Origin of the sequence: Pseudoclavibacter sp. JAI123 (assembly GCF_013409665.1) — a bacterium.
Lineage (GTDB): Bacteria > Actinomycetota > Actinomycetes > Actinomycetales > Microbacteriaceae > Pseudoclavibacter.
Genome location: NZ_JACCCM010000001.1, coordinates 130,803 through 157,131 on the forward strand (window position 1 = coordinate 130,803; position 26,329 = coordinate 157,131).

The window sequence follows — 26,329 nt, forward strand, 5'->3', positions numbered from 1 at the left end:
GACGAACATGGACTGGTCAAACATCCTGAGCAACGCCGTCGGCGAGCTCCTCAGCCCCACCACCGCTGCCTACGCGCTCGCCGCGATCGGCCTCGGAATCCACTTCGGCTACACCGGCCTCCTCAACTTCGGTCAGGCCGCGTACATGCTGATCGGCGCGTACGCGTTCGCGATCCCGACGATCAGCCTCGGCTGGCCGCTCTGGGCCGCCGTGCTGTGCGTCATCGTGGTCTCGGTGATCTTCTCGTTCATCCTGGGTGTCCCGACACTGCGGCTGCGAGCTGACTACCTGGCCATCGTGACGATCGCCTCCGCCGAGATCCTCCGGTACATCGTGACGACGACGGGCCTCACCCCGGTCACGGGTGCCGCCAACGGCCTCAACGGCTTCAAGGGCACCTTCGCGGCGATCAACCCGATCCCGGACGGCACCTACGGCTTCGGTCCCTTCACGTACAACGCGTACGACTGGTGGACTCGCATCGTCGGCTGGGGCATCGTCCTCCTCGCGACGCTCCTCGTCTGGGCCCTCATGCGCAGCCCGTGGGGTCGCGTGGTCCGCGGCATCCGCGAGGACGAGGACGCCGTGCGCAGCCTCGGCAAGAACGTCTTCGCCTACAAGATGCAGGCCCTCATCACGGGAGGTCTCCTCGGCTCGCTGGCCGGCATCATCTTCATCCTGCCGAGAGCCGTGCAGCCCGCCAACTACACGACGGGCCTCACGTTCTTCATCTGGACGATCATGCTCCTCGGTGGAGCCGCGACGATCTTCGGCCCCATCGTGGGCGCCATGATCTTCTGGGTGGTCCTCTCCCTCACGCAGGGCGTGATCAACGGACTCATCGAATCCGGGGCGATCACCTTCCTCTCCATGACGCAGGGCGCCCAGCTCCGCTTCATCATCGTCGGAATCGCGCTCATGCTGCTGGTGGTCTTCAGACCCCAGGGCATCTTCGGAAACAAGAAGGAGCTGAGCTTCAGTGCCTGAGCAGACGAGCCCCCCAGCGGGCATCCTCCCCACCCACGAGTTCGTCGACGGCAAGGTCGGACCCGGCTGCAAGAAGGTCGACCCGATCGTCATCGCCGACGGCGTCACCCGCCAGTTCGGCGGCAACACGGCAGTGGATGTGCAGCACCTAGAGATCCCGCGCGGCAAGATCACCGCGCTCATCGGTCCGAACGGCGCCGGCAAGACGACCATGTTCAACCTGCTGACGGGCTTCGACAAGCCGAACACAGGCACCTGGTCGTTCGACGGCACCTCGCTCGCAAACGTGCCAGCCTTCAAGGTCGCGCGCTCCGGCATGGTCCGCACCTTCCAGCTCACGAAGTCGCTCGGGCGCATGACGGTGCTCGACAACATGCTGCTCGGCGCCGACCAGCAGGGCGGCGAGGGCATGCTGCGCGCGCTCTTCAAGCCGCTGTGGCGCGAGCGCGAGACCGAGATCACGGCGAAGGCAGACGAGCTCCTTGCTCGCTTCAAGCTCGACGCGAAGCGCGAAGACTACGCGGCGTCCCTCTCGGGCGGACAGCGCAAGCTGCTCGAGATGGCCCGCGCGCTCATGAGCAGCCCCAAGCTCATCATGCTCGACGAGCCAATGGCCGGCGTCAACCCGGCGCTCGTGCAGTCGCTGCTCGGCCACGTCAAGGAGCTCAAGAACGACGGCACCACGGTGCTGTTCGTCGAGCACGACATGCACATGGTCACCAACATCTCCGACTGGGTCGTCGTCATGGCCGAGGGCCAGATCGTCGCAGAGGGCCCACCCGAGACGGTCATGAAGGACCAGGCCGTCATCGACGCGTACCTCGGCGCGCACCACGACCAGGACCTCGGCGACCTCGACATCAAGGAACTGGAAGTCGAGCGCATCGCCGAGGAACAAGGCGTCGAGGCGGCCGCCGAGTACGAGGCCGAGGTGCTCGGGACGACCTCGATCGCCGAGGAGATCGCCGAGACCAAGGCCGAGACGAAGGAGAGTGACGGCAAATGAGCGAGACGCAGCCCACCGCATCCGCTGCACCGGCATCGACCGCGCCGCGAGGCGACGCAGTGCTGTCCACCATCGACCTCGTCGGCGGCTACCTGCCCGGCGTGAACATCCTCAACGGATGCTCGATCGACGCCTACCCCGGTGAGCTCATCGGCATCATCGGCCCCAACGGAGCCGGCAAGTCGACGGTGCTCAAGGCCATCTTCGGGCAGATCAAGATCCGCGGCGGCAGCGTCATGCTGAAGGGCGAGGACATCACCGGCCTGCGCGCCGACAAGCTCGTCGCCAAGGGCGTCGGCCTCGTGCCGCAGAACAACAACGTCTTCCCGTCGCTCACCATCGAGGAGAACCTCGAGATGGGGCTCTTCCTGCGACCCAAGGTCTTCAACGAGCGCTTCGAGTTCGTCGCCGACCTCTTCCCCGAGCTGGGGAAGCGTCGCAAGCAGCGCGCCAGCTCGCTCTCCGGCGGTGAGCGCCAGATGGTGGCCATGGCCCGCGCCCTCATGATGGACCCGTCGGTGCTGCTGCTCGACGAGCCCTCCGCGGGCCTCTCACCAGTGCGCCAGGACGAGACGTTCCTGCGCGTGCGCCAGATCAACCGCGCTGGCGTCTCGGTCATCATGGTCGAGCAGAACGCACGCCGCTGCCTGCAGATCTGCGACCGCGCCTACGTGCTCGACCAGGGCAAGGACGCGTACACGGGAACCGGCCGCGAGCTGCTCAACGACCCGAAGGTCATCGCCCTCTACCTCGGCACCCTCGCCGCGGACGAACAGGCGAAGGACGGCGACGCGGCCCACTAGCCGCCAGCATCCACGGCAGACGGGCGGGGAGGCCTCCAGCAGACGCGCTGGGACCTCCCCGCCCTTCTGCGTGCGCGCCGCGAGCCCCTGCGCACCCCACCGAACCCCACCGCTGCCAGTCGAAGTGCCCCTCCCCGCGCTGCTTTTTGATCGCTGCCAGCCAAAGCGCCCAATCCAGCACCCCAGAGGGGTCACTTGACTGGCAGCGACCGCAAGAATCGCGCTGCACCACCGGGCCCCCGAGGCCATGCGGGCCGGACGGGCGAGCGGAACCCGAAACCGCACCTGCCGCGCATCCACACCCCATCGCTGCCAGCCAAAGCGCCCATTCCAGCACCCCAGAAGGGCCACTTGACCGGCAGCGACCGCAAGAATCGCGCTGCACCAGCGGGCCCCCGAGGCCATGCGGGCCGGACGGTCGGGTGAGCGGATGCACCTCCTGGGCACACGGAAGGGCCCGGGATGCGTGCATCCCGGGCCCTCGTTCAGCGAGTCAGCTTAGAGCTGGCCAGCCTCTTCTCCGATGTTGGAGTAGGTGTTGCCGCTGCCGTACTGGTAGATGCCGATCGTGGCCTCTGACGGGTCGCCGTTCTCGTCGAACGAGATCGGGCCGGAGACGCCGTCGTAGTCGATGTCGGTGCCAGCTTCGAGGAGCGTGACGCAGTCGGCGTAGGTGGTGCACTTCTCACCATCGACGGAGACCTTCTGCATGTTGTCCTTGATGGTGGTCGGGTCAGCTGCCCCACCGGCCTGCGCCGCGAGGGCAGCGAGGATGACGGCGTCGTACGACTCAGCGCCGTACGTGTAGTCCTTCAGGTCGGGGTCGATGCCGAGGAGCTTCGCGCGGAAGTCGTCGGAGGCGACGACGCCGGGGATGGTGCCCTTGGCGCAGTTCAGCGTGCCCTCTTCGAAGTCAGCGGAGTAGTCGGCCATGTTGCCGTCGACCATGTACAGCTTGTCGGCGGGGAAGCCCTTGGTGCCGATGAGCTGCGGGACGATGGTCGCCGTCTGGTCGAACGCGACGAGCGCGATCGCGTCGGGGTCGGCTGCCGTGACGGCGTCGATCTGTGCCGAGAACTGGCTGTCGCCCTCGTTGAAGGCCTCAGAGGCGACGACCTCGCCGCCAGCGGCCTCGACGGCCGTGGTGATGCTCTCGGACAGGCCCGAGCCGTACGCGTCGTTCAGGTAGATGATGCCGACGGATGCGTTGCCGTCGTTGACGATCGTGTTTCCGTTGACGCGGCCCTGGAGGATGTCCGAGGGGGCGGTGCGGAAGTAGAAGCCGTTGTCTGCGTACGTGGAGAACTCGGCCGACGTGTTGGCCGGGGAGATCTGCACGACGCCCGCGCCGGTGATCTGGTCGATGACCGTCATCGAGACGCCGGACGATGCGGCGCCGACGATGGCGGACACATTCTGGCTGAGGAGGTCGGTGACCGACTGCGTGGCGATGTCGGTCGACGTGTCACCAGAGTCGCGGTGGACGACGCTGATGTTGCCGCCGAGCACGCCGGACGGCGATGCGTTGATCTCGGCGACGGCGAGGTCGACGCCCGCGATCTCGGGCGGGCCGAGGAAGGCGAGGGTTCCGGTCTGCGGAAGCAGCGAGCCGATCTTGAGCGCTTCGGAGCGCTCCTGAGCGGTCGGGGCTTCGACGGGCGAGACCTCGGTTACGGTCTCAGCCGTGTCCGGGCCACAGACTGCGGCAGCGGCGTCGCCGTCCGCGGCTGGTTCGCCACCATCTGTCGTCGAAGAGCACGCGGCCAGCATGAACACGCCGACGCTCATGGCGGCGATTCCTGTGGTGATGCGCAGCTTCCTGGAGGGAGACGACTTGGCAAGGTTACTCATGGTGCTCCTTTATACGTAAGCAGAGAGCGAGCGCCGCGCAGCGGCGCCCGGATCTCAAGTTAGCCGCGGCACTGCGACGAACTGATTCATGCTTGTTACGAGCGAGTAAATCATGAGTGGGGGCTCGATGTGTATTTCACCATCGGGACATGGGGAATGTCGTCCTCGATGAAGGTGTCGCCGCACCGTTCGAAGCCGAATCGCGCGTACCAGGCTTCGAGGTGCGCCTGCCCGTTGAGGGCCGCCCCGACCCCCTCGCTGTCGGCGATCTCGATGAGGTGACGGATGATCTGGGCCGAGTATCCGAGGCCCCTTGAGTTCTCGGCGGTGACGACTCTGCCGATCGCGCGCGCGTCGGTCGGGAGGTGCTCGTCCGGCCAGCCGAGCGGCAGCAGGCGCGCGTAGCTGTAGGGGTAGAGGGGGTCGTCGCCGACGAACGCGTGCTGGGTGCCCTCTGCGAAGTCGGCGGTGTCAGGGTCGAGATAGACGCAGTCCTGCTCGACGACGAAGATGCTCGAGCGCAGGTGCAGGATGCCCCACAGCTCGGCCGCGCTGAGTTCGGGGAAGGTGCGAACCGTGATCATGTCAGCCAGTGTCGCAGAGGTGGAGTTCGGAGACTGGCCACCTACGATGGCGCCATGGTTCGCGGATACCTGACGACGAAGTCCACTGACGCGGCGGGCAAGCCTCGCATCGATGTCGCGTTCGACGAGCTCGACGATGAGCTCTTCGGCGGCGGTCACCTGCGGCGAGACCAGGTGCTGGTCGACGTCGCCTATACGAGCCTCAACTACAAGGACGCGTTGCTGCTCGCGGGGAAGCCCGGCGTGAGCCGGGCGGATGTGCTTGTCCCCGGCATCGACGTCGTCGGGGTCGTGCGCGAGTCCCGCACCCAGAACTTCGTGCCCGGCGATCGAGTGGTGCTGAACGGCGCTGGCCTCGGCGAGACCCGGCACGGTGGCCTCGCCGAAGTGTGCCTCGTGGACGACGAGTCCCTCATCCACCTGCCGGAGGCGATGTCGCTGATCGACGGTGCTGCGATCGGCACGGCCGGTTACACAGCGATGCTCTCGGTGCTCGCACTGGAGAAGCAGGTCGAGCCTGGTGATGGCGACGTGCTCGTGACCGGCGCGGCCGGCGGGGTGGGCAGCGTCGCGATCGCGTTGCTGGCGGGCCTCGGCTACCGGGTGGTGGCCTCCACGGGCCGCGGGGACGAGGAGGGTGACTACCTGCGGAGGCTCGGCGCGGCCGAGATCATCGACCGGCGCGAGCTGTCGGATGCGGTGGGCAAGCCGTTGCAGACCGAACGCTGGGCGGGCGCCGTCGACGCGGTCGGCTCCACGACACTCGCCAACGTGCTCGCCCAGACGAGACGCGAGGGGATCGTCACCTCATGCGGCCTCGCACAGGGCACCGACCTGCCGACGACGGTGATGCCGTTCATCCTCAGGGGCGTGACGTTGCGAGGAATCAACTCGGTGGTGCAGAGCGTCGAGGTGCGGGCGGAGGCGTGGAACCGGCTCCTCGAGCTCGACAGTGAGCTGCTGGAGTCGATGACGGAGGTCATCGCCCTGGAAGAGGCGCTCGACCACGCGCAGCCCATCCTGGACGGCAAGGTGCGTGGCAGGACGGTTGTGCGCGTCCGCGGCGACCTGTGACCCGTTCGGCCCACTTCGGGGCCATAGACCCTGGGCGAGGATCAGCTCGAGCGTGCCGGTTCGAGGTTCTCTGACGCCCACGTGCCGAGCTGCTTGAGCACCGGGATGAGGCGCTGGCCTGCCGTCGTGAGCTCGTAGCTGACCGAGACAGGCGGCCCGTTGCTGACGGTTCGTTCCACGAGGCCCGCGGCCGCGAGCTCGCTGAGACGATCGGAGAGAACGGCGTCGCTGATGCCGGTCACAGCGCGGCGCAGGGCGACGAAGGTTAGCGGCTGCGAGCCGAGCACGTCGATGATCATGCCGTTCCAGCGCTTGCCGAGCAGGGTGAAGGCAAGCGAGATGGCGCCGTCGCACGCTGCCGCGCTGTGCACCTGCACGTTCTCTGCCATGCCGTCAGTGTACCCGTGCTAACCTCCACAGAGTCGCTCTGGTTTTCAGAGTGACTCTGTGAATCAGATTGGAGCACCATGTCCCTGCTGCGTATCGACGCGAGCCTCATGCCCGCCACCTCCGCGAGCCGTGCGCTCGGCGACCTCGTCGAGGCCGAATGGGTTGCAGCCCACCCCGATTCCGTCGTGACCCGCCGCAACCTCGTCGACTCCCCCATCCCCGCCGACGCCTGGCAGAACGCCGTCTACGCAGGCTTCACCCCGGAAGAGGACCGCACCGAGGAGCAGCGCGCCGCTGTCGCCCTCGCCACGCAGCTGGCCGACGAGCTCATCGACGCCGACGCCCTGCTCTTCACCGTCCCCCTCTACAACTACGGCGTCTCCCAGCACTTCAAGCTCTGGTTCGACCTCGCCTACACAGACCCGCGCATCAACCCGGGCAGCACGACCCTCAACGGCAAGCCGGCGACGCTCGCGACCGTCCTCGGTGGCAACTACGACGAAGGCACCCCGAAGGCCGGCTGGGACCACTCCACGCCGTACCTCACGCGTCTGCTCGAGGACGTCTGGGGTCTTGACCTCCGCGTCGTCCAGCGCCCCTTCACGCTCGTCGGCGTGAACCCGGCACTCGACCAGTTCGCTGACCTCGCCGCCGACCTCAAGTCGGACGCCGAGACGAAGGCAACCCAGTCCGGGCGTGAGCTCGCCGAGCTTCGTGGCAAGGCCGACGCGGCCTAAGCAGCGCATCCGCCCTGCCAGGCCCCCGGCCAGGCAGACCCCGGGCCTCGCTCACCGAGTGGCCTCTTTCGGGATGGGTTTCGCGTTTCGGGATGGGGTGCACCCCATCCCGAAGCGAGCAACCCATCCCGAAACGCGCTTCAGGGACGGGCTCAGCTGGCGACGTGGTGCGCTTTCCGGCGCTCCGCGAGCTTCTCGAACCAGCCGTTGACGAGCTGCGCGAGCACGCCGAGAGCGATGGCGGTGACCACGGCGAGCGCCATCATGAGGAGCGGGTTGCTCTGACTCCACGAGCCGAACGCCGCGCCGATGAGCACCGCGTAGCCGACCCACACGGCGCTGGCCAGCACGGAGAGCGGCAGGAACCGCGGCATGGGCATGCGGGCGTCGGATGCGGCGAGCACGGTCGCGATGCGGCCCATCGGCAGGAGCCTGACCGTCACCATGACCCACTTCGGCCGGGTCTTGAGCTGGTCGCCGACCCGTGTGCGCACGGCGGTGAGCCGTCGCCCGTTCATCCAACTCCATTTGCCGAAGCCGATGCCTCGCGCGAGCCAGTACGTGCCGATGTCGCCCAGCACCATGCCGGCGACGCAGAAGACGAAGAGGCCGAACAGGTTGATGAGCGCCGTCCAGCCCTGATCCCCGGCCGTCAGCGCGGAGAGCGCGACGACCAGCGACTGGCTGGGCAGGAACGTGACGACGCCGCCGATGAGCAGCACGAGCGCGGCCACCGCGAAGCTCCACCCGGAGCCGCGGAGGCCGAGCACCCACTCCGAGAGCTCTTCCACGCGCCCCTACTCTGGCGCCACGGCGTCTGCCGCGGCCTTCGCTGCGGCGGGCAGCGCCGCGAGGACTCGCTCGATGGCCGCGTCATCGTGGGCAGCCGACACGAACCACGCCTCGAACACGCTCGGCGGCAGGTTGACCCCCGCGTCGAGCATGGCGGCGAAGAACGGCGGGTAGCGCCAGGCTTCCTGGCGCTTGACCTCGTCTTCGTTGCGCGGGCCTCCTCCGGTGCCGGTCCAGCCGAGCGCCGCGCCGTCGCCGAAGGTGAAGCTGAAGAGGTTGCCGACGTTCTGCACCGAATGGGCGACGCCAGCGGCGCTGAGCGCCTCGGAGGTGGCGGCGCGGATGCGTTCAGCGGCCGCGTCGACCCGTGCGTACACGTCGGCGTCGGCAAGCGCGAGCGTCGCGATGCCGGCCGCAACCGCAACCGGGTTCCCCGAGAGGGTGCCCGCCTGGTAAACGGGGCCCTGAGGGGCGAGGTGGCTCATGATCTCGCGTGAGCCGCCGAGCGCCGCGACGGGCATGCCGCCGCCGATGACCTTGCCGTACGTGTAGAGGTCGGCCTGCCACCCCCCTGAGGCCTCGCTCTTCTGCTCCTCGCCCCACCAGCCGGCAGGGCCCGTGCGGAAGCCCGTGAGCACCTCGTCGCAGACGAGCAGTGCACCCTCGGCCGAGCAGAGCTCTGCGAGCGCGCGGTTGAAGCCGGGCTCAGGCGGCACGACGCCCATGTTGGCGGGCGACGCCTCCGTGATGACGGCGGCGATCTCGCCCGGATGCTCGGTGAACGCGGCACGCACGGCGTCGAGGTCGTTGAACGGCACGACGATGGTCTGCGACGTGATGGCCTCTGGCACCCCGGCAGAACCGGGGAGCGCGAGCGTCGCGAGCCCAGAACCGGCCGCCGCGAGGAGACCGTCGGAGTGCCCGTGATAGCAGCCGGCGAACTTCACGATGAGGTCGCGGCCCGTGTACCCGCGAGCGAGGCGAAGCGCCGTCATGGTCGCTTCCGTGCCCGTCGAGACGAGACGCACCTGCTCGATGGGGGCGATGCGCTCGACGACCAGCTCTGCGAGCTGGGTCTCAGCCGGAGTCGGCGCGCCGAACGAGAGCCCGCGGGCCGCGGCGTCCTGCACGGCGGCGACGACCGCCGGGTGCGCGTGCCCGAGCAGCATGGGGCCCCATCCGCTGACGAGGTCGACGTACTCGTTGCCGTCGACGTCGGTCAGGTACGGGCCCGTGGCCGAAGCTGCGAAGGGAGGGGTGCCGCCGACCGAGCCGTAGGCGCGGACCGGGGAGTTCACACCGCCCGGAGTGACGTCGAGGGAGCGGGCGAACAGGGCTGCTGAGGCTGCGTGGTTCATCGTGCGTCCACTCTGCCATGGGCCGCCGACACTCCAGTGCCCGCCTGCAGGTTCAGGGTGCGGGCGAGCTCGCTCGCGTAGTAGGTGAGCACGGCGTCGGCCCCAGCGCGGCGGATGGAGGTGATGGATTCGGCGATCGCGCGGTCGCGGTCGATCCAGCCGTTCGCGGCGGCCGCCTCGATCATGGCGTACTCGCCGCTGACCTGATACGCCCAGACGGGAACGATCGACTCCGCGGCGACGTCGGCGAGCACGTCGAGGTACGAGCCCGCAGGCTTCACCATGACCACATCCGCGCCCTCGTCGATGTCGATGAGCGCCTCGCGCATGCCCTCGCGACGGTTCGCCGGGTCGAGCTGGTAGGTGCGGCGGTCGCCCTGGAGCTGCGAGTCGACGGCTTCGCGGAATGGGCCGTAGAAGGCGGACGCGTACTTCGCCGAGTAGGCGACGATCGCGACGTCGGTGTGCCCGGCCGCGTCGAGGGCCGCGCGCGCGCTGGCGACCTGGCCGTCCATCATCCCGGACATGCCGAGCATCGCGGCGCCCGCGTCTGCCTGAGCGATCGCCATCGCGTCGTAGCGTTCGAGCGTCGCGTCGTTGTCGACTCGGCCGGCGGCATCCAGCACCCCGCAATGCCCGTGGTCGGTGAACTCGTCGAGGCAGAGGTCCGTCTGCACGACGATGGCATCCCCGAACTCCTCCGCGAGCACATGCGCCGCGACGTTGAGGATGCCGTTCGGGTCGGTGGCGCCCGAACCGACCGCGTCACGTGTCTCCGGCACGCCGAAGAGCATGACCCCGCCCACACCGAGCCCCGCCGCCTCATCGACGACGCGACGGAGCGAGTCGAGCGAATGCTGCTGCACGCCGGGCATCGACGAGATGTCGATGGGCTCGCTGACCCCCTCGCGCACGAACAGGGGCAGGATGAGGTCGTTCGGGTGCACTCGCACCTCGCGCACCTGGCGGCGCACGGCGTCGCTCTGGCGCAGACGGCGGGGCCTGCGGCTTGGGGAGATCATGCGATCGTGTCCTTCCTCAACGTTCAGCGTCGGATTCGCGACCGCGATCCGACCCTGCATTCATTCCGATTCCGGCGCCGCGCTGCGATCGGGCAGCTCAGCGGTCACCGGGAGTCTGACCGCGGCCCTCGTCGAGCGCGGGGATGTCTTCCTTCGGCACGGGCTGGTTGTCGTGCTCGGCCTGCAGCTCGGCCTCGAACGCTCGGACCGCCTTGAGATCGATGGCCTCGGTCACTGGCATGTCGCTGCCGCTGGCGAGCCACTCGAGGCCGTCGAGGAGCGACGCGACCGATCGCTGCTTCGCGACGACGTCGACGCGGAGGCCGAGCTGCCTGGCGTCCTTCGCGGTGCGCGGGCCGATCGCTGCGATGTAGATCTCGTCGGGGATGGGCGAGAACTGCTTGTCGACCTGCTCGGCCACGGATCCGCTCGTCACGAGGATCGCCCGGATCCGGCTGTTCCGGATGTCGTACTGGATGCTCTCCGCGGCGGGCACGCCCACCGTGCGGTACGCGACGACGGAGTCGACGAGGTGCCCGCGCCTCGCGAGCCCTTCTGCCAGCGTGGGACGTGCGACCTCCGAACGCAGCCAGAGCACGGAGATGGGAGGCTGGTGGCGCGCCGCCTCGGCCCACTCGAGCAGCAGGCCCTTGGCGGAGTTGTCGTGCGTGGGGACGAAGTCGACTCGGTAGCCGGCCGTCGTGAGCGAGGCGGCCGTCGTCTCCCCCACTGCCGCGATGAGCGTGTGGTCCGGCACCTTCACGCCGAGCGAGTGCATGACGTCCGCCGCGGTGGCGCTCGTAACGGCCACCCAGTTGTAGTGACCGCTCTCGAGCAGTCGGATCTTCTCGGCCAGCACCCTCGAATCGCTCTCGTTGGGGCTCGCGAAGTTGATGAGGGGGGCGGTGATCGGGAAGGCGGAGCGGGCTCGAACAGCTTCGGCCACGTCGCCACCCCAGACGCCTCCACGAGGAACGAGGATCTTCCAGCCCTTCAGCGGTGCATCCATCGTGGCTCCTCCGTTCAGGCCATCAGCGCGAGCGCACCCTGATCGAAGAGGTCCGTCGAGATGAGCGTGACCAGTTCTGCCTGGGCGGCATCGAGTGCGCGGGGGTCGGAGACCTCCACGGCACGTCTGCTGGACACCCGCGAAGATCCGTCTACTGCATACACGGTAGCCCACGCCTCGAGCTTTCCGTCGGCGTATCGCGCGGAGGCGCCGACGGGGGCGGCGCAACCGGCCTCGAGTGTCGCGAGAATGCCGCGTTCGACGAGGACCGCAGCGCGCGCCGTCGGGTCGTCGAGCTGGGAGACGCCGGCAGGAGTTTCGCCGTCGCGAACTTCGATGCCGAGGCATCCCTGGCCTGGGGCGTTCGGGAAGGTCTCGAGGTCGAAGCGCTCGGTGATCGCCGCCGCGAACCCGAGGCGCTCCAGGCCCGCGGCTGCGAGCACCACGGCGTCGAGCTCACCGTCGGTCACGAAGCGGAGTCGCCGCTCGACGTTGCCTCTGATGTCGCGGATCTCGAGGTCTGGCCGCAGTGTCAGCAGCTGCGCCACGCGACGTGGCGAGCCGGTGCCGACCTTCGCGCCGTGCGGCAGCTGCTCGAGGGTCAGACCGGATGCGCCGCCGAGCGAGCAGAGCGCGTCGCGCTGGTCTTCCCGCACCGGGTAGGCAGCGACGGTGAGACCGGGGGCCTTGGCCGTCGGGAGGTCTTTCAGGGAGTGGACGACGAGGTCGCATTCACCTGCGAGGAGCGCGTCGCGGAGTTCACTCGCGAACACTCCCGTGCCGCCGAGCGACGAGAGCGCCGCGCGGGTCACGTCGCCGTGTGTCGTCACGCGCACGAGCTCGGTCGGCTCGCCCGTGATGCGTTCGAGCTCCCGCGCCATGGTCGAGGTCTGCGCGACCGCCAGGGCGCTGCCCCTCGTGCCGATCCGGAGCGTCACGGCAGGAGTCCGGACACCGCCGGCTTGAAGCCGAGGCGCTTGTTCGCGCAGCAGCCGGGGCGGCACACGTCGAACCAGGGGCCGATGGTGGTCATCGCCGGTCGCTCTCCGACGGGGATCGCGTCGCGACGTTCGAGGACGAGGTCGACGAGGCCCTCGACGTACTTGGCGTGGATGCCGGGCGTGGGGGTCCTGCGGAACGCGAGTCCCGCATCCGCCGCGGAGTCCTTCGCCTCGTTGTCGAGGTCCCAGAGCACCTCCATGTGGTCGGAGACGAAGCCGATCGGCACGACGACAACCGCCTTGACGCCCTTCGAGGGGAGCTCCTCGATGACGTCGTTGATGTCGGGTTCGAGCCAGGGCTGCGAGGGCGGTCCGGAGCGCGACTGGTAGACGAGCTGCCAGGAGAGCTGCTCCGGCACCCGGCCGGCGAGCGTGGTGTCCTCGATGAGCTCACGCTGCGCCGCAAGGGCGACGACCTCGGCGACAGCGAGGTGCTGAGCTGCGTACGCGCCGCTCTCGCCGAAGCCGGCGCCGGGAGGGCCCGAGTTCTCGGCGTCTGCCATGGGCACCGAGTGCGTCGTGAAGAGCACCTCGACCTCGGTGGCGAGGTCGAGTTCGCTGTGCTCCTGCGCGAGGCTGAGCACCGCGTCGCGGACACCCTCGATGAAGGGCGCCACGAATCCGGGGTGGTCGAAGAAGGCGCGCACCTTGTCGATGGTCAGCTGACCGCCGAGGCCCGAGTCCTCGAGCGCATCCGCGAAGTCCTCGCGGTACTGACGGCAGCTCGAGAATGACGAGTAGGCGCTCGTGGCGATCGCGATGAGCGTCGAGCAGCCCGCCTCGCGGGCATCGAGGAGCACGTCGTTGAAGTACGGTTCGGAGTTGCGATTGCCCCAGAAGACGGGCAGGTCGATGCCGCGGCGCTCGAGCTCGCGCTCGATGGACGCCTTCAGCTGGCGGTTCTGCTCGTTGATGGGGCTCACGCCGCCGTAGTGGCGGTAGTGGTGGGCGACCTCCTCGAGGCGCTCGTCCGGGATGCCGCGACCGGCCGTGACGTTGCGCAGGAACGGGATGACCTCGTCCTGCCCCTCAGGTCCGCCGAAGGAGGCGAGCAGGATGCCGTCGTACGCGACGGGCTCGGTCGTGTGCTCCGGCCCGAACCTGGCGGCGTCGGATGCTGCGCTGACGGCCGCGTTGACCTCGACGCGCGTGAACGTCGCGGGGTTGGGCTTGCGTCCGGGAGTGCGCTCGCCGGTCTGCCGCGGGGCGACGTCGGTCACTGCAGCACCTCGACGATCTCGGAGGTCTGCACGAAGCGACCCGTGTAGAACGGCACCTCTTCGCGCACGTGCCTCCGAGCGTCCGTCTGGCGCAGATCGCGCATCATGTCGACGAGGTTGAGCAGGTTGTCGTCCTCGAGGGCGAGCAGCCACTCGTAGTCGCTGATGCCGAAGGCCGCGACCGTGTTGGTGAGCGTCGACGTGTAGGACGAGCCTGCGCGCCCGTGCTCGGCGAGCATCTGGCGACGCTCATCCTCTGGAAGCAGGTACCACTCGTAGGAGCGCACGAACGGGTACACGGTGACCCACTGGCGCGGCTCCTTGCCGAGCATGTACGCGGGCATGTGGCGTGCGCTGAACTCCGCCGCGCGGTGCACGCCCACGATCTGCCACGACGGGGTGAGCGGTGCGATGAGCTCGCTGCGGCGGATCTGTCGAAGACCCCACTGCAGGCTCTCCGGCGCCTCGCCGTGCAGCCACACCATGAGCTCGCCGTCGTGTCGGAACCCGGAGACGTCGTAGAAGCCGCGAACCTTGACGCCGTTCTCTGCGAGCTCGGCCACGATGCCATCGAGCTCGTCGACGGCCTTGATGGCGTCTCGCCCTGAGAGCACGAGCTCGTTGAGGGTCTCGCGACGGAACACGGAGATCATCGTGTACTCCGTGAGCGTCGTGCCCCCACCCTGCTCTTCATTGCCCGCTTGCGCTTCTGGAGCGGCCTGGTCTGCCTGCTCTGCGGGGACTGCTGACGTTGCATTGGGCTCGGCCGCGTAAGCCGGGACCTCGTTCGAGTGGGTCATGGTCCTATTCTACGAAATGTCGAGGAATGATTCGGGGTGCGCGTGACGAGCGCCGGACAGCTCAGCGCGAGCGGCGGTACAGCGTGACGGCGGCCGTGATGCCGCCGGCCACGACAACCGCTGCACCGGTCGCGAGACCCGCGAGCAGCAGCGGATTGTCTTCCTTCAGGCGCTGGATGCTGTGCCGCGTGGAGTTGAGGAGCTCGCGACCGCGGATGCGCGGGTCGACCTTCACCTCGATCGCGTCGAGCGTCGCCGCCAGCTCGCGCCGGGTCTTCTCGATATCGGCCTTCAGCTGGCCGTCGTTGCGCTTGTCTTCCTTCTTCGCGAGGGTCGCCTCGCCGTTCTGCTCACTCATACTGTCCGAGCCCCTTCACTGCGTTGACATCCTGCTTGACGCTGGCGATCGTTCGCTCCGGCGCGAGCTTGCCCGCGCGCTTGAGCGCGACGTAGCCGGCGAGGCCGAGCACGATGACGAGCAGCAGGAACGCGCCTGCCACGATGAGCGCGGAGAGCCACGGCGCGAAGACCGTGTTGAGCCCGAGGACGGCAGCGGTCACGAGCACTGCCCACAGGGTGAGCGCGAAGAACGCCGCGGCGGCGAACAGGCCGACCGCGATGCCGTACTTCGTGCCCGTCGAGATGAGCTCCCGCTTGCCCTGCTCGACCTCGTCGCGCACGAGCTTCGTGAGGAGCTTCGGGACGTCGGTCACGAGCGTGCCGAGGCTCGCCCTCGACTTCGGGTTGGCCCTCGTGCGGCCGATGCCGGGGAAGGGCCCGCGGATCGGCGTCTTTTCTGACGACTCAGACATGAGTGTGTCGCTCTCTGCTGGGAGTGCTGGTTAGGATGCGTCGCTGCTCGGGTTGCCGACCGTGCCGGTGGGGGCCGGTGGCTTCGACTTCGAGGAGGAGCCCTTCTTGCCGTTGTCCTTGACCGCCTTCGTGACCTGCGCGGTCACGAGCTTCGCGCCGCTGACGGCCGCGTCTGCGACCTTCGGAGCGAGCTTGCGGGAGATCTCGTCGACCTCGGCGCGCTTGGCGCGGACGAGCTTGGTGTCCCAGACCGTGTGCGCGACCGAGGAGATCTGCTCATAGCGCTTGCGTCCCGCGCGAGCCCCGAGGACGTACCCGGCACCGAGGCCAAGCACAAACACGAACTTCTTCATGAAAACTCCTATCGTTCGCCGGTGCGCCCGCGACCGGTCGATCGGGCGCTGTGAAGCCACGAATCAAGCCTAGCCCCGCTCGGCATCTCAACTCGCGCTAAGCCTGTGCGTCCGCGGGGAACAGCCCGTCGACCGCACGGAGCACACCGGGCACGACGCTCGCGAGCCCCGTGCCGTCGATCCAGGTGCCCGCGAGCGCGAGACCGACCGACGCCTCCGCCGCCGAGCGTGCGCCGCGCAGCGTCTCAGCGCGGCCGAGCCGTGCCGCAGGAGCTGGAAGATGCCACACCTGCCTCGCCATGGCCACGACATCGTCGGCGGCGATGGCGGTTCCGAGCAGGCGACCGGCGTCGGCGCAGGCGAGGGCGAGAAGCTGATCGTCGTCGAGTCCACCGGTGAGCGGCTCGGCTCCCCCGCTCACCTCGGGGCCGTACGAGAGGCGGAGCACGTGCATCCCCGCGCCTGCCGCCGCCTCCTGCCAGGCCCACTTCGCGGTGACGTGGGTGAGCGCCTTCGCGCGGATGCTCGTGCTCGGGTCGCCGACGAGCACTCCGGTTCCACGCGGTCGGGCATCGAGCTGCGGGGCGCGGACGAGCAGGGCGACGACCTCGGCCGGCACGGGGCGTTCGCCCGGTGACGCCGGCTGCGATGTCGGGACGGCGATCGTCGACAGAATGCGCTGCACCAGCACGCTCGCCCCGTCTTCGAGCTCCACGCTCCAGGACTCGTCGCCGGAAGACAGCCCCGCGTGCTCCTGCACGGCCACGACGCGCGTGCCGAGGCGCACCTCGACGCCGAGCTCGGCGAGCTCGCGCTCGAGCAGCGCCACGACCCGGTGCATCCCGCCTGTGACGGTGCGCACGGCAGCACCCGGGGGCGCGCTCTTGCGCAGCGCGGCGACGGCGCCTGCGAGAGAGCCGTGCTCGAGGAGGCGATCGGCGAGGCCGGGGACGAGCACTCGGTGGTCGAGGTCCGAAGGGTCGAGCGAGTAGACGCCGCGAGTGACCGGCGCCACGAGCCTTCCGAGCACGATCGGCCCCATACGGGCGAGGACCAGCGCCTCGAGGTTGCGCGCGTCGGCACCGATCTCCGGATCGAGCCGCCGATCGCGCTCGAGCTCGGCGATGCCTGCGTCTCCGACCGCCGCGTGCACGGCCGCCCGAGCCTCGGCGTCGAGCAGCGACGCCTCGCCGGGAATCCCGAGAAGTCCCCCCGCCGGCATGGGCGCGGCCGTGCCGTCTGTCACCACCCAGGATCCGAGCGCGCGCGGCTCGGCGACGTCGTCGAGCATCCCGAGCTCCTGGAGGAGCGCCGCGAAGGCGCCACCCTTCGTCGCGAACGCCTCAGCGCCGATATCGATCGGCAGGTCGCCGAGGTGGGCACGGCGGATCATTCCGCCGAGCTGGTCTCCGGCCTCGACCAGAAGCACCCGGACGCCGCGGCTCGCGGCTCGCCTCGCGGCGAGCATCCCGGCGATGCCCCCGCCGACGACGAGGAGTTCGGGCTGCTCCGAGTGTCGCTGGTTCACTCGACCCGACCGCCATTCGGCAGCGAGTGCGCGAACTCCACGAGTCCGGTCAGGACGGCAGGGTCGGCCGAAGGCGGGACCCCGTGGCCGAGGTTGAGGATGTGGGCTGGCGCGGAGTTGCCGCGTCGGACCACGTCGCGCACATGCGCCTGCAGCACCGCGTCACCCGCGCCGAGCACGGCTGGGTCGACATTGCCCTGCAGCGGCACGTTGCCGCCCAGGCGACGCGACGCCTCATCCAGAGTGATGCGGTCGTCGACACCCATGACGTCGGCGCCGATCGCGTGCATGTCCGGCAGGAGCTCGGCCGTGCCGACGCCGAAGTGGATGGTGCGAACACGCTCACCGGCGGGGGTGCGCAAGGCTCTCACGCGCTCGAGCGCGAGCCCGCTCGAGGCGGCGATCGACCTCTGGTACCGGTCGCGGCTCAGCGATCCCGCCCAGGAGTCGAACAGCTGCACGATGCTCGCGCCAGCCCGTACCTGCGCCTCCAGGAAGGCGGCGGAGAGCTCGGCGATCGCGCCGGAGAGGTCAGCCCACGCCTCGGGGTCCGCCTGCATGAGGGTGCGCGTGCGGAGATGGTCCTTCGACGGGCCGCCCTCGACCACGTACGCGGCGACCGTGAACGGGGCGCCCGCGAAGCCGATGAGCGGGGTCGCGCCGAGTTCCGCGACCGTCAGGGACACCGCCTCCGAGATGGGAGCGAACAGCTCGGGACTGATGCGCTCCCGAACGCGGGCCGCGAACTCGTGCGCCTCCTTCGAGGTCCGCACCGGGTTCTCGAAGACCGGGCCCGTGCCCGGCACGATGTCGACGGCCTCGCCGATGAGCTTGAGCGGCACCACGATGTCGCTGAAGAAGACCGCCGCGTCGACACCGTGCCTGCGCACGGGCTGCAGCGTGATCTCCGCGGCGAGCTCCGGGCGGAGGCAGGAATCGAGCATCTCGATCCCCGTGCGCAGCTCGCGGTACTCCGGCAGCGAACGCCCCGCCTGCCGCATGAACCACACCGGCAGCGTCTCGGGGCGCTCGCCGCGTGCAGCCCGGATGAGCGGCGCGTCGGCCGTGAGGCCGGAAGAGAGGGGGTGCGAATCGCTGAGTGGGAGGGGTGCGGGAGCTGTCTCGGTCACCACACCATTCTCTACCCGGCACTCGAGTGGGGAACACAGCCTGCCACCGCGCGCATCTCGACCTATTCCCGGACCGCAAGCAGATTAAGGGAAGGTATGGCTCAGAAGCGGATGCGCCAAGAACTTCTACAATAAGTAATCGTGTTGCTGTGTCTGAGTGCCAATCACCGCACCGCGAGCTTCCCAGTTCTCGAAAAGCTCGCGGCCCGCGAGGACGGCGAACTAGAGTCCGCGCTCCGCGGCGCCCCCGGTGTCGACGGAGCCATCGTGCTGGCCACCTGCAACCGCTTCGAGATCTACCTCGACATCGACACGGCACAGCCCGTCGCCCCGGAGCTCATGCCGACCATCGCATCGGCACTCGACGTCTCGGTCGAGACGCTCCGCGCCAACATGGCCGTCATCCACGACACCCAGGTGCCCGAGTACCTCTTCGCAGTCTCGAGCGGCCTCGAATCCGTCGTCGTCGGCGAGGGCGAGATCTCCGGCCAGGTTCGCCGAGCGCTCGAGGAGTCGCGCGCCGCCGGAATGTCGACCTCCCAGCTCGAGCGCCTCTTCCAGTCGGCGTCCACCACGTCACGCGGCATCAAGTCCGGCACGAAGCTGCAGAGCGCCGGCCGCTCGCTGGTTCGCCTCTCCCTCGAGCTCGCGGCGTCTCAGATCGCTGACTGGAGCACAGCGCAGGTTGTGCTCGTCGGCACCGGCTCGTACGCCGCCGCCTCCTTGAAGGCACTCCAGGACCGCGGCGTCACGCGCGTCGGTGTCTACTCCCCCTCGAACCGCGCCCACAAGTTCGCGGAGCGAGACGGGGTCTTCGTCATCGACCGCGAGAACCTCCCCGAGTACCTGTCGAACGCCGACCTCGTCGTCACCTGCTCAACTGCCGACACGGTGGTCATCGACTACGACCTCATGCTCGGAGCCCGCCTCGCGCCCGGCTGCGCCGAGTCGACGCTCATCATCGACCTCGGCATGCCCCGAAACGTCGACCCGGCCGTCGGGCGCCTCGACGGCGTCTCGGTGCTCGACCTCGAGACCATCCGCATCCACGCTCCCCTCGAGGAGCTCGGCGCAGCAGATGAAGCCCGCTGCATCGTCTCGCGCGCCGCCAGCGAGTTCGTCGAGCAGCAGGCCGAGACGAGCGTTGCCGAGGGCATCGCCGCGCTCCGCTCGCACATCACCGACATCGCACGCGCAGAGACCGAGCGCGTCGCCAGCAAGGATGATGCCGGGGTCGCCGAAGCCGCCCTGCGTCGCCTCGCGAACACGCTCCTGCACAGCCCGTCAGTGCGCGCCAAGGAGCTCGCCCGCGCCGGCCGCGGCGACGAGTACCTCGACGCCATCGAGCTGCTGTTCGGCATCACCGTCGAGCGCGCAGCCCCGAAGACGCCCGCAGCACCCGCTCTCCCGACGCCGCTTCCCCGCGTCGCCGACGCGGAAGACGATGGGGCCCTCGAGTGCCCCGTCCACACGTCCTAGCACTGAAGCCTCTGCCCGCGCCCTGGCTCGGGTGACCCGTTCCGCGGCCCTTCGGCCTGCCCCGGACTCGAGGCCCCAGTCCTCGCGTCGGTCTTCGTTCCGGTGCCATGCCCATACCGGCCTCGGCCGCGACTCGGGATAGAGAACTCTCTGTCTTGTGGGAAGTTTCCCGCAACGAGGTGACTCTGCCAGCCCGAAAGCGCAGCCGGCGACCGAGATGACGGGTGCAGCGGCTCGACCGCCGAATGCACGGCCACGCGGACCGGCTGACGCTCATCCTCGAACTCGCGAGGGACAATCGTCGGGCGCTGGCAAGCTCGGGCGCCGCGCCTCGTCGGAACCCGCGGCGAGCGTTCCGAGCCGACCGCCAGGTGCACGCTCCGTCGATGGGAACCCTTGCGAATGCTCCGCGATCACCGTTCGAAACTGCTCACTGCCGCCGCTGCCCTGACTGCGCTGCTGGCGCTCAGCGGATGCGCGGGCGGCGGGCAGGATGGCGACGTCGCGCCTGATGAGGGGATGCAGGCGCCGGGCACGGCGATTGCGGACGCGCTGACGGAGAACGAGATGGGTGGGACGCTCGATTTCGGGGCGCTCCTGCCAAGCGGTGCGACTGGCGCCGTCATCGCCTGCCCTGCTGACACGGTCGACACGCTCGCCGAGAGCACCGGCATCGACGCGGGCAATTTCGAGCTGGCCGATGGCACGCTTCCCGTCGCCGACGGCTCGTTCGCGCTGCTCTTCGGTGATGCAGAAGACCGCATCACCTCGTCGGCGGTGTACGCGGCGGACTCGGTGGACCTGTGCGCGGGTGATGCTGTCGCATCCACCTACCTGGGCTCCGGGGCGCTGGTCATGCTGTCGAAGGTCGGTGACATCTGGACGCCGAACGGCGTCGAGTAACTCCTCGTCGGCGCGGCACGCGCTGGGACGAGGACACCCCTCGCGATGGAGTCGGCTCCGTCACGAGGGGTGTCCTTGTCGAGGCGTGGGCCGCCTGGGCCTGCTACCAGATGGTGACGCGTGCCTCCGGGGCGAGCCAGAGGGCGTCGTTCTCGGTGACGTCGAACGCGTCGTAGAAGGCATCCACGTTGCGCACGATCTGGTTGCAGCGGAATTCGGCCGGCGAGTGCGGGTCGACGGCGAGCAGCAGCTTGGCGTATTCGGGCCGAGCCTTCTGCTGCCAGGCCTGCGCCCAGCTGAGGAAGAACCGCTGCGCGGCGGTGAGGCCATCGATGGTGTCTTCGTCGTCTGGGCTGAAGCCAGCGTGGGCGCGGTAGGCGCGGTACGCCTTCCAGGCGATGCCGAGTCCGCCGAGGTCGCCGATGTTCTCACCGATCGTGAGCTCGCCGTTGACCTTCTGGCCGTCGGTGCCCTCCGGGGAGAGCTCGTTGTACTGGTCGATGAGGGCGCGAGTGCGCTGCTCGAACGCGACGCGGTCGTCGGCGGTCCACCAGTCCTCGAGGCGGCCGTCTCCGTCGTACTTCGAGCCCTGGTCGTCGAAGCCGTGCCCGATCTCGTGGCCGATGACGGCACCGATCGCGCCGAAGTTCGCGGCGGGGTCACGGTGCTCGTCGAAGAACGGCAGCTGCAGGATGGCGGCTGGGAAGACGATCTCGTTCTCGCCCGGCGAGTAGTAGGCGTTGACGGTCTGCGGTGGCATCATCCACTCATCGCGGCGAACAGGGGTGCCGAGCTTCGCGAACTCGTAGGCGGCCTCGTAGACGGATGCGCGGCGCGAGTTGCCGACGACGTCGTCGTCCTTGATCTCGAGGTCGGAGTAGTCGCGCCACCGGTCGGGGTAGCCGATCTTCGTGACGAACTTCTCGAGCTTGTCGAGGGCGCGCTGACGGGTCTCCGGGCTCATCCACTCGAGTTCGGTGATGGATGCGCGGTACGCGCCGGTGAGGTACCCGACGAGTTCGAGCATCTTGGCCTTCGCGGTCGGCGAGAAGTGCCGCTCGACATATGCCTTGCCGATCGCCTCCGGCAGCTTGCCTTCGGCGTGGCCCGTGCCGCGCTTCCAGCGCTCCCGCTGCTCCGGCGTGCCCTGGAGGGTCTTGCCGTAGAACTCGAAGTTGGCTGCGGAGGTCGAGGGGGCGAGGATGCCCGAGTACTGGGATGCGATGCCCCAGACGAGCCAGTCGCGCCAGGCCTCGAGGCGATCTTCGGTGAGGAGGCCGGCAACGCCCTCGAAGAAGTCGGGCTGACGCACGATGACGCGGTCGAGGGCCCCGGCGGGTGCACCCCAGCGGCCCGTCCAGTCGGCGAAGTCGACGTTGGAGTAGGCGGCGCTGAGCTCGTCGAAGGTGCGCGGATTGTAGGCGAGTTCCGCTTCGCGCGACTTCACGACGTCCCAGTGGAGCCCCGCGATCTCGGTCTCGAGAGCGAAGACCCGCGCGGCGCGCTCCTCCGCGTCGGGGAGACCGGCGAGGCCGAGCATGCGGGCGATGTGCGCCCGGTACTGCTCGCGGATCTCCGCGTACTGCTCCTCGCGGTAGTAGCTCTCATCCGGCAGGCCGAGGCCGGACTGCTCGAAGTAGAGGGCGTACTCGGCGGGCGACTTGAGGTCGGGGTAGACGTACGCCGACACGAAGGAGCCGAGGCCCGTGCGCTCGAGGTCGCCGAGCACGGCGAGGAACTCGTTGATCGAGGAGGCGGCGAGGGCGCGGTCGATGTCGGGGCGGACCGGGTCGAAGCCGAGGGCCTCGAGCTTCTCCTCATCCATGAACGCCGCGTAGGCGTCGGCGGCCTTGCGGAGCTCTGAACCCGGCTCGGCGTCCTTGCCGCTCTCGAGGATGTCGAGGACCGCCTTCTCGGCGTCTTCGCGCAGCTGGATGAAGCTGCCGTAGGCCGGCAGGTACGCGGGCACTTCCGTGGCGGCGATCCACTTGCCGTTGGTGTGCCGGAACAGGTCGTCGGCGGGGCGGACCGAGGCGTCGAGCGCCTCCAGGTCGATGCCCGAGGGGAGCTGCTCGGATGCGGGAGCGGTGGAGGCGAGGTCGTCCGTCTGTGACATGCCTCTCAGGCTAGGACACACCACCGACACTGACGCTGGGATCATCTCAGGGCGAACAGGTAGCGCGGTCGGCTTGCCGACGCTCTGCGACAATGACCTGGTGCGCGCATCCGACGGCCCCTCCCCGCGTGACCGCACCGGCGCTCGCACCCTCGACCGCAGCATCCTGACGCTCGCAGTGCCCGCGTTCGGAGCACTCGTCGCGGAGCCGCTCTTCCTCCTCACCGATACGGCCCTCGTCGGCCACCTGGGTGACACCGCCCTCGCCGGCCTCGGCGTCGCCGCGACGATCCTGCACACGGTCGTCGGCATCATGGTCTTCCTCGCCTATACGACGACTCCCGTCGTGGCTCGTCTGCTCGGCTCAGGCGACCGGCCGGGGGCGATCCGCGCCGGCATCGAGGGGATGTGGCTCGCAGCCTTCTGCGGCCTCGTGCTCCTGGTGGTCGGCCTGCCGCTGAGCGCGCCCCTCGTGGGCGTCTTCACGAGCGACCCCGGCGTCATCGAGGCGGCGAACACCTACCTGTCGCTCAGCCTGTGGGGCCTCCCGGCGATGCTGCTCGTGATCGCCGCGATGGGCCTTCTGCGCGGGCTGCAGAACACGAAGGTGCCGCTCGTCGTCGCCATCGCGGGCTTCGCCGTCAACGCGGCGCTCAACGCGGTCTTCATCTACGGCTTCGGCTGGGGCATCGCAGGCTCGGCGATCGGCACGGTCATCGCGCAGTGGGGCATGGCCATCGTCTACATCGTCATCGCGATCCGGGCGGGCCGGGAGCTCGGCGTCTCTCTGCGGCCCGGCATCGGCGACCCGCGCATCGTGTTCTCGGCCAACGCGTTCATGGTGCTCCGCACCCTCACGCTGCGCGCGTCGCTCGTGGTGCTGGTCTGGGCAGCCGGCCAGCAGGGGGTGGCGGAGCTCGCGTCACTGCAGATCCTGCTCTCGATCAACAGCCTCATCGCGTTCACCCTCGACGCGCTGGCGATCGCCGGCCAGGCCATGGTCGGCCACGCGCTGGGCGCGGGCGAGACCAGGAAGGTGACGGCGATCTCTCGCCGCCTCAAGCAGTGGGGCTTCTGGTTCGGCGTGATCCTCGCGGTCGTCTTCGCGGCCCTCGCGTGGGTGCTCGGGTACGTGTTCACGAGCGACCCGGCGGTCTTGGCGCTCCTGCCCATCGGGCTCCTCATCCTCGCCGCCGGCACGCCGATCGCCGGGTTCGTCTACGTGCTCGACGGCATCCTCATCGGGGCTGGCGACGTGCGCTATCTCGCCCTCGCCGGCATCCCTCCGCTGCTCGTGCTCGTCGCAGGGGTCGCGATCGTGCTGCCGCTCGGGATGCAGGGAGCCGCGGGACTCGGGCTGCTCTGGGCGTCCTACGCCGTCGGCACGATGGGCGCACGCGCCCTTGTGCTGGGCGCCCGCGAGCGCGGAACGAAGTGGCTGGTGCCAGGGGCGGCCAGGTAACTTCTCCTGCCCACAGCGCGGGAAGTGCTCGCGCGCCGCTGCGACGGGCGCTAGGTTCGCGTCATGGTCCCGTTCGAAAGCCTGCTCGCCTTCGCTGTCGCGTCGGTGCTGCTCATCCTGATCCCGGGACCGAGCGTGCTCTTCGTCATCGGGAGGTCGATCGCGCTCGGTCGCCGTGCGGGTGTGCTGAGCGTGGTCGGCAACGCGATCGGCATGATCCCGGCGGTCCTTGCCGTGGCCCTCGGCGTGGGGGCGCTTGTCGCGTCGTCGGTGCTCGCGTTCACGATCATCAAGATCGTCGGCGCCGTCTACCTCGTGTGGCTCGGTGTGCAGGCGATACGGAACCGCAACGCGCATCTGACCGCGGAGGCTCCCCGACCCGCGAGCGCCGTCAGGCTCCTCCGGCAGGGCTTCATCGTCGGCAGCACGAACCCCAAGACGATCGCGTTCTTCGTGGCGGTGCTGCCGCAGTTCGTGTCGCCGGGCGCCGGTCCGGCCTGGACGCAGCTCCTCGAGCTCGGCCTCTGCTTCCTGCTGCTCGCCCTCATCTTCGACGGCACGTGGGCGCTCACCGCCGGAACGGCCCGCGCGTGGTTCGCGAAGTCGCCGAAGCGCATCTCGGGCATGTCCGCAACGGGCGGGGCCATGATGATCGGGCTCGGCGGGGTGCTCGCCCTGTCGGGAGCGAAGAGCTAGGCCGCGCCCTCCGGCGCGTCTGCGAGCGGTCGGCGCAATCGGTCGCCGATCCCGGGGATCACCCACCGTGCAGCGATCGACGAGACGGCGACGAGTGCGACGAATCCCGTGATGAGCTTGTCGGCCAGCGAGTTGACGAGGTTCGACCCCAGCACGGCGAGGCCCTGGGGCTGCCCCAGCATCTGCAGCGTCCAGACGATGCTCTCCCCGGCATGGCCCACTCCGCCGTGGAAGAGGCTGAGCAGGAGCGGAACCGCGACCGCAGAGCACGACAGTGCGACGAGGATCGTCAGGATGAAGTAGCGAGGGAGCGTCGACGCCATGCCGAAGCGGCGCGCCCCGTAACCCCAGACGAGAGCGCCGACGAGGTTCACGAGCGAGAACCAGATCGAGTGGGGTCCGCTGAGCCACACACCGCCGGTGTTGGTGACGATCGCGACGACCACGCCAGCCCACGGGCCGACGACGATGGCCGTGACCGCTGTCCCGATCATGTCGAAGAACAGGGGCAGGCGCAGGAAGTTGACGATGAGATGGCCGGCGAGGTTCAGCAGGATGCTCGCCGAGATGATGAGGATGATCTGCCGCGGCCCGAGCTGTCGGCGCGTGCGCGCGTCGCTGGAGGTCTGCGTGACAGGCGCGGTGCCCACGGCCAGGGGCCGTCCGCTCAGCTGCTCGCCTGCCGGCTGGGACTCCTCGGCCTCGGCCGGGACGGCATCCGGCCCCTCCGCTCTCGTCCCCTGCACCGCCAGTTCGGCGTGTGCCGACGGGATGGCGCTGCCAGCCCTGGCGACCCACTCGGGGATCGTCGCTGGCGGGGCACCCAGCACTTCCACGATCTCGCCGATGAGTCGCGCGTCGAGCCGAGATCTGCCGGGTCGGAAGGCCTCGAACACCGTGGTCCGGGCTGGACCCGACGCATCGGAGCCAGCGCTGCGACGGTTGGCCTGGATGCGCGAGGCGATCTCCGCGAAGGGCATGCTGCCCGACTCGGCTCGCAGTCGGCGGAGGTCCGCGACGACCGCATCGCAGGTCTCACGATCTGCATCCGCCACGATGAACCTCCCCGCCCAGGCTGAGGGCTGCCTGCCGATCATCACCGTATCAGCGCCGGAAAGCCGGATATCGCGGCTCGGCATCGGCCGGCTTCTTGGTCCGTCGGCGCCTGGATGCCGTCACTCCGGTCCCTGCCGGACACCGGCGCGCGCGGCCGT

The 26,329-nt window shown here is 69.2% G+C and carries 26 protein-coding genes; 9 read left to right on the forward strand and 17 right to left on the reverse strand.

Annotated features, from left to right (window positions below):
* The first annotated feature begins 7 nt into the window (after positions 1 to 7).
* From HDC34_RS00625 to HDC34_RS00635, 3 genes are read left to right on the forward strand one after another with little or no spacing between them, the layout of a single operon-like run.
* The gene (locus HDC34_RS00625) at positions 8 to 988 is read left to right on the forward strand and encodes a branched-chain amino acid ABC transporter permease (protein ID WP_179555442.1); all 981 of its coding nucleotides are present in this window, start codon (positions 8 to 10) and stop codon (positions 986 to 988) included.
* Between the two features lie 22 nt (positions 989 to 1,010).
* Entirely contained in the window at positions 1,011 to 1,994 is a 984-nt protein-coding gene (locus tag HDC34_RS00630; protein WP_307852828.1) for an ABC transporter ATP-binding protein, read from the forward strand.
* Entirely contained in the window at positions 1,991 to 2,797 is an 807-nt protein-coding gene (locus HDC34_RS00635) for an ABC transporter ATP-binding protein (protein WP_104310839.1), read from the forward strand. Before HDC34_RS00630 ends, HDC34_RS00635 begins: the two co-directional genes overlap by 4 nt.
* A 498-nt stretch (positions 2,798 to 3,295) precedes the next feature.
* On the opposite strand, the gene HDC34_RS00640 is transcribed toward HDC34_RS00635, so the two are convergent.
* Positions 3,296 to 4,648, reverse strand: coding sequence for an ABC transporter substrate-binding protein (locus HDC34_RS00640; RefSeq protein WP_104310838.1), 1,353 nt, complete (start codon positions 4,646 to 4,648; stop codon positions 3,296 to 3,298).
* Positions 4,649 to 4,758: 110 nt separating this feature from the next.
* Positions 4,759 to 5,232, reverse strand: a complete 474-nt coding sequence (locus HDC34_RS00645) for a GNAT family N-acetyltransferase (protein ID WP_179555444.1) — start codon at positions 5,230 to 5,232, stop codon at positions 4,759 to 4,761.
* A 54-nt stretch (positions 5,233 to 5,286) separates the two neighbouring features.
* On the opposite strand from HDC34_RS00645, the gene HDC34_RS00650 reads away from it, so the two are divergent.
* Positions 5,287 to 6,306 (forward strand): MDR family oxidoreductase, encoded by a 1,020-nt coding sequence (locus HDC34_RS00650; protein ID WP_104310836.1) that lies wholly within the window; start codon positions 5,287 to 5,289, stop codon positions 6,304 to 6,306.
* A 41-nt stretch (positions 6,307 to 6,347) separates the two neighbouring features.
* Here the strand turns inward: HDC34_RS00650 and HDC34_RS00655 are convergent, their stop codons facing one another.
* Positions 6,348 to 6,695: a helix-turn-helix domain-containing protein gene (locus HDC34_RS00655; protein WP_104310835.1), complete on the reverse strand. Its 348-nt coding sequence runs from the start codon at positions 6,693 to 6,695 to the stop codon at positions 6,348 to 6,350.
* A gap of 78 nt (positions 6,696 to 6,773) precedes the next feature.
* On the opposite strand from HDC34_RS00655, the gene HDC34_RS00660 reads away from it, so the two are divergent.
* The gene (locus tag HDC34_RS00660; RefSeq protein ID WP_104310834.1) at positions 6,774 to 7,433 is read left to right on the forward strand and encodes an FMN-dependent NADH-azoreductase; all 660 of its coding nucleotides are present in this window, start codon (positions 6,774 to 6,776) and stop codon (positions 7,431 to 7,433) included.
* A 152-nt stretch (positions 7,434 to 7,585) separates the two neighbouring features.
* Here HDC34_RS00660 and HDC34_RS00665 read toward each other — a convergent pair whose 3' ends face one another.
* The 12 genes from HDC34_RS00665 to hemE all read right to left on the reverse strand — a co-directional run bounded on the left by HDC34_RS00665 (position 7,586) and on the right by hemE (position 18,459).
* Positions 7,586 to 8,224, reverse strand: a complete 639-nt coding sequence (locus HDC34_RS00665) for a DedA family protein (protein ID WP_104254478.1) — start codon at positions 8,222 to 8,224, stop codon at positions 7,586 to 7,588.
* 6 nt (positions 8,225 to 8,230) lie between these two features.
* Positions 8,231 to 9,583 (reverse strand): glutamate-1-semialdehyde 2,1-aminomutase, encoded by a 1,353-nt coding sequence (gene hemL / locus HDC34_RS00670; protein WP_179555445.1) that lies wholly within the window; start codon positions 9,581 to 9,583, stop codon positions 8,231 to 8,233.
* Positions 9,580 to 10,605 (reverse strand): porphobilinogen synthase, encoded by a 1,026-nt coding sequence (gene hemB, locus HDC34_RS00675; protein WP_104310832.1) that lies wholly within the window; start codon positions 10,603 to 10,605, stop codon positions 9,580 to 9,582. Before hemB ends, hemL begins: the two co-directional genes overlap by 4 nt.
* A gap of 97 nt (positions 10,606 to 10,702) precedes the next feature.
* The gene (locus tag HDC34_RS00680; protein ID WP_104310831.1) at positions 10,703 to 11,614 is read right to left on the reverse strand and encodes a uroporphyrinogen-III synthase; all 912 of its coding nucleotides are present in this window, start codon (positions 11,612 to 11,614) and stop codon (positions 10,703 to 10,705) included.
* 14 nt (positions 11,615 to 11,628) lie between these two features.
* The gene (gene hemC / locus HDC34_RS00685; RefSeq protein WP_308807208.1) at positions 11,629 to 12,552 is read right to left on the reverse strand and encodes a hydroxymethylbilane synthase; all 924 of its coding nucleotides are present in this window, start codon (positions 12,550 to 12,552) and stop codon (positions 11,629 to 11,631) included.
* Entirely contained in the window at positions 12,549 to 13,835 is a 1,287-nt protein-coding gene (locus HDC34_RS00690; protein WP_179555446.1) for a ferrochelatase, read from the reverse strand. The genes hemC and HDC34_RS00690 overlap by 4 nt, the downstream gene beginning before the upstream one ends.
* Positions 13,832 to 14,635 carry a hydrogen peroxide-dependent heme synthase gene (gene hemQ / locus HDC34_RS00695; protein WP_104310829.1) on the reverse strand — a complete coding sequence of 268 codons (804 nt, stop codon included), beginning with the start codon at positions 14,633 to 14,635 and terminating at the stop codon, positions 13,832 to 13,834. The genes HDC34_RS00690 and hemQ overlap by 4 nt, the downstream gene beginning before the upstream one ends.
* A gap of 61 nt (positions 14,636 to 14,696) precedes the next feature.
* On the reverse strand, positions 14,697 to 14,993 hold the full coding sequence (locus HDC34_RS00700) for a DUF3618 domain-containing protein (RefSeq protein ID WP_104254473.1): 297 nt from the start codon (positions 14,991 to 14,993) through the stop codon (positions 14,697 to 14,699).
* A complete protein-coding gene (locus tag HDC34_RS00705) occupies positions 14,986 to 15,447 on the reverse strand; it encodes a phage holin family protein (RefSeq protein WP_104310828.1) in 462 nt (153 codons plus the stop codon). The genes HDC34_RS00700 and HDC34_RS00705 overlap by 8 nt, the downstream gene beginning before the upstream one ends.
* 30 nt (positions 15,448 to 15,477) lie before the next feature.
* Positions 15,478 to 15,801 carry a hypothetical protein gene (locus HDC34_RS00710; protein ID WP_104310827.1) on the reverse strand — a complete coding sequence of 108 codons (324 nt, stop codon included), beginning with the start codon at positions 15,799 to 15,801 and terminating at the stop codon, positions 15,478 to 15,480.
* Between the two features lie 97 nt (positions 15,802 to 15,898).
* Positions 15,899 to 17,329 carry an NAD(P)/FAD-dependent oxidoreductase gene (locus HDC34_RS00715; protein ID WP_179555447.1) on the reverse strand — a complete coding sequence of 477 codons (1,431 nt, stop codon included), beginning with the start codon at positions 17,327 to 17,329 and terminating at the stop codon, positions 15,899 to 15,901.
* Complete coding sequence (gene hemE / locus HDC34_RS00720) at positions 17,326 to 18,459, reverse strand: uroporphyrinogen decarboxylase (protein WP_179555448.1); 1,134 nt, start codon at positions 18,457 to 18,459, stop codon at positions 17,326 to 17,328. Before hemE ends, HDC34_RS00715 begins: the two co-directional genes overlap by 4 nt.
* 141 nt (positions 18,460 to 18,600) lie before the next feature.
* On the opposite strand from hemE, the gene HDC34_RS00725 reads away from it, so the two are divergent.
* Together HDC34_RS00725 and HDC34_RS00730 are read left to right on the forward strand one after the other, a co-directional pair.
* A complete protein-coding gene (locus HDC34_RS00725; protein ID WP_179555449.1) occupies positions 18,601 to 19,938 on the forward strand; it encodes a glutamyl-tRNA reductase in 1,338 nt (445 codons plus the stop codon).
* A 402-nt stretch (positions 19,939 to 20,340) separates the two neighbouring features.
* Positions 20,341 to 20,841, forward strand: a complete 501-nt coding sequence (locus HDC34_RS00730) for a hypothetical protein (protein WP_179555450.1) — start codon at positions 20,341 to 20,343, stop codon at positions 20,839 to 20,841.
* 103 nt (positions 20,842 to 20,944) lie between these two features.
* Here the strand turns inward: HDC34_RS00730 and HDC34_RS00735 are convergent, their stop codons facing one another.
* Positions 20,945 to 22,957 carry a M13 family metallopeptidase gene (locus HDC34_RS00735; protein WP_179555451.1) on the reverse strand — a complete coding sequence of 671 codons (2,013 nt, stop codon included), beginning with the start codon at positions 22,955 to 22,957 and terminating at the stop codon, positions 20,945 to 20,947.
* 100 nt (positions 22,958 to 23,057) lie between these two features.
* On the opposite strand from HDC34_RS00735, the gene HDC34_RS00740 reads away from it, so the two are divergent.
* Both HDC34_RS00740 and HDC34_RS00745 read left to right on the forward strand, forming a co-directional pair.
* On the forward strand, positions 23,058 to 24,419 hold the full coding sequence (locus HDC34_RS00740; RefSeq protein WP_307852813.1) for an MATE family efflux transporter: 1,362 nt from the start codon (positions 23,058 to 23,060) through the stop codon (positions 24,417 to 24,419).
* Positions 24,420 to 24,482: 63 nt separating this feature from the next.
* Positions 24,483 to 25,115: a LysE family translocator gene (locus HDC34_RS00745; RefSeq protein WP_104310821.1), complete on the forward strand. Its 633-nt coding sequence runs from the start codon at positions 24,483 to 24,485 to the stop codon at positions 25,113 to 25,115.
* Here HDC34_RS00745 and HDC34_RS00750 read toward each other — a convergent pair.
* Entirely contained in the window at positions 25,112 to 26,254 is a 1,143-nt protein-coding gene (locus HDC34_RS00750; protein WP_179555453.1) for a hypothetical protein, read from the reverse strand. The genes HDC34_RS00745 and HDC34_RS00750 overlap by 4 nt on opposite strands.
* Positions 26,255 to 26,329 lie beyond the last annotated feature (75 nt).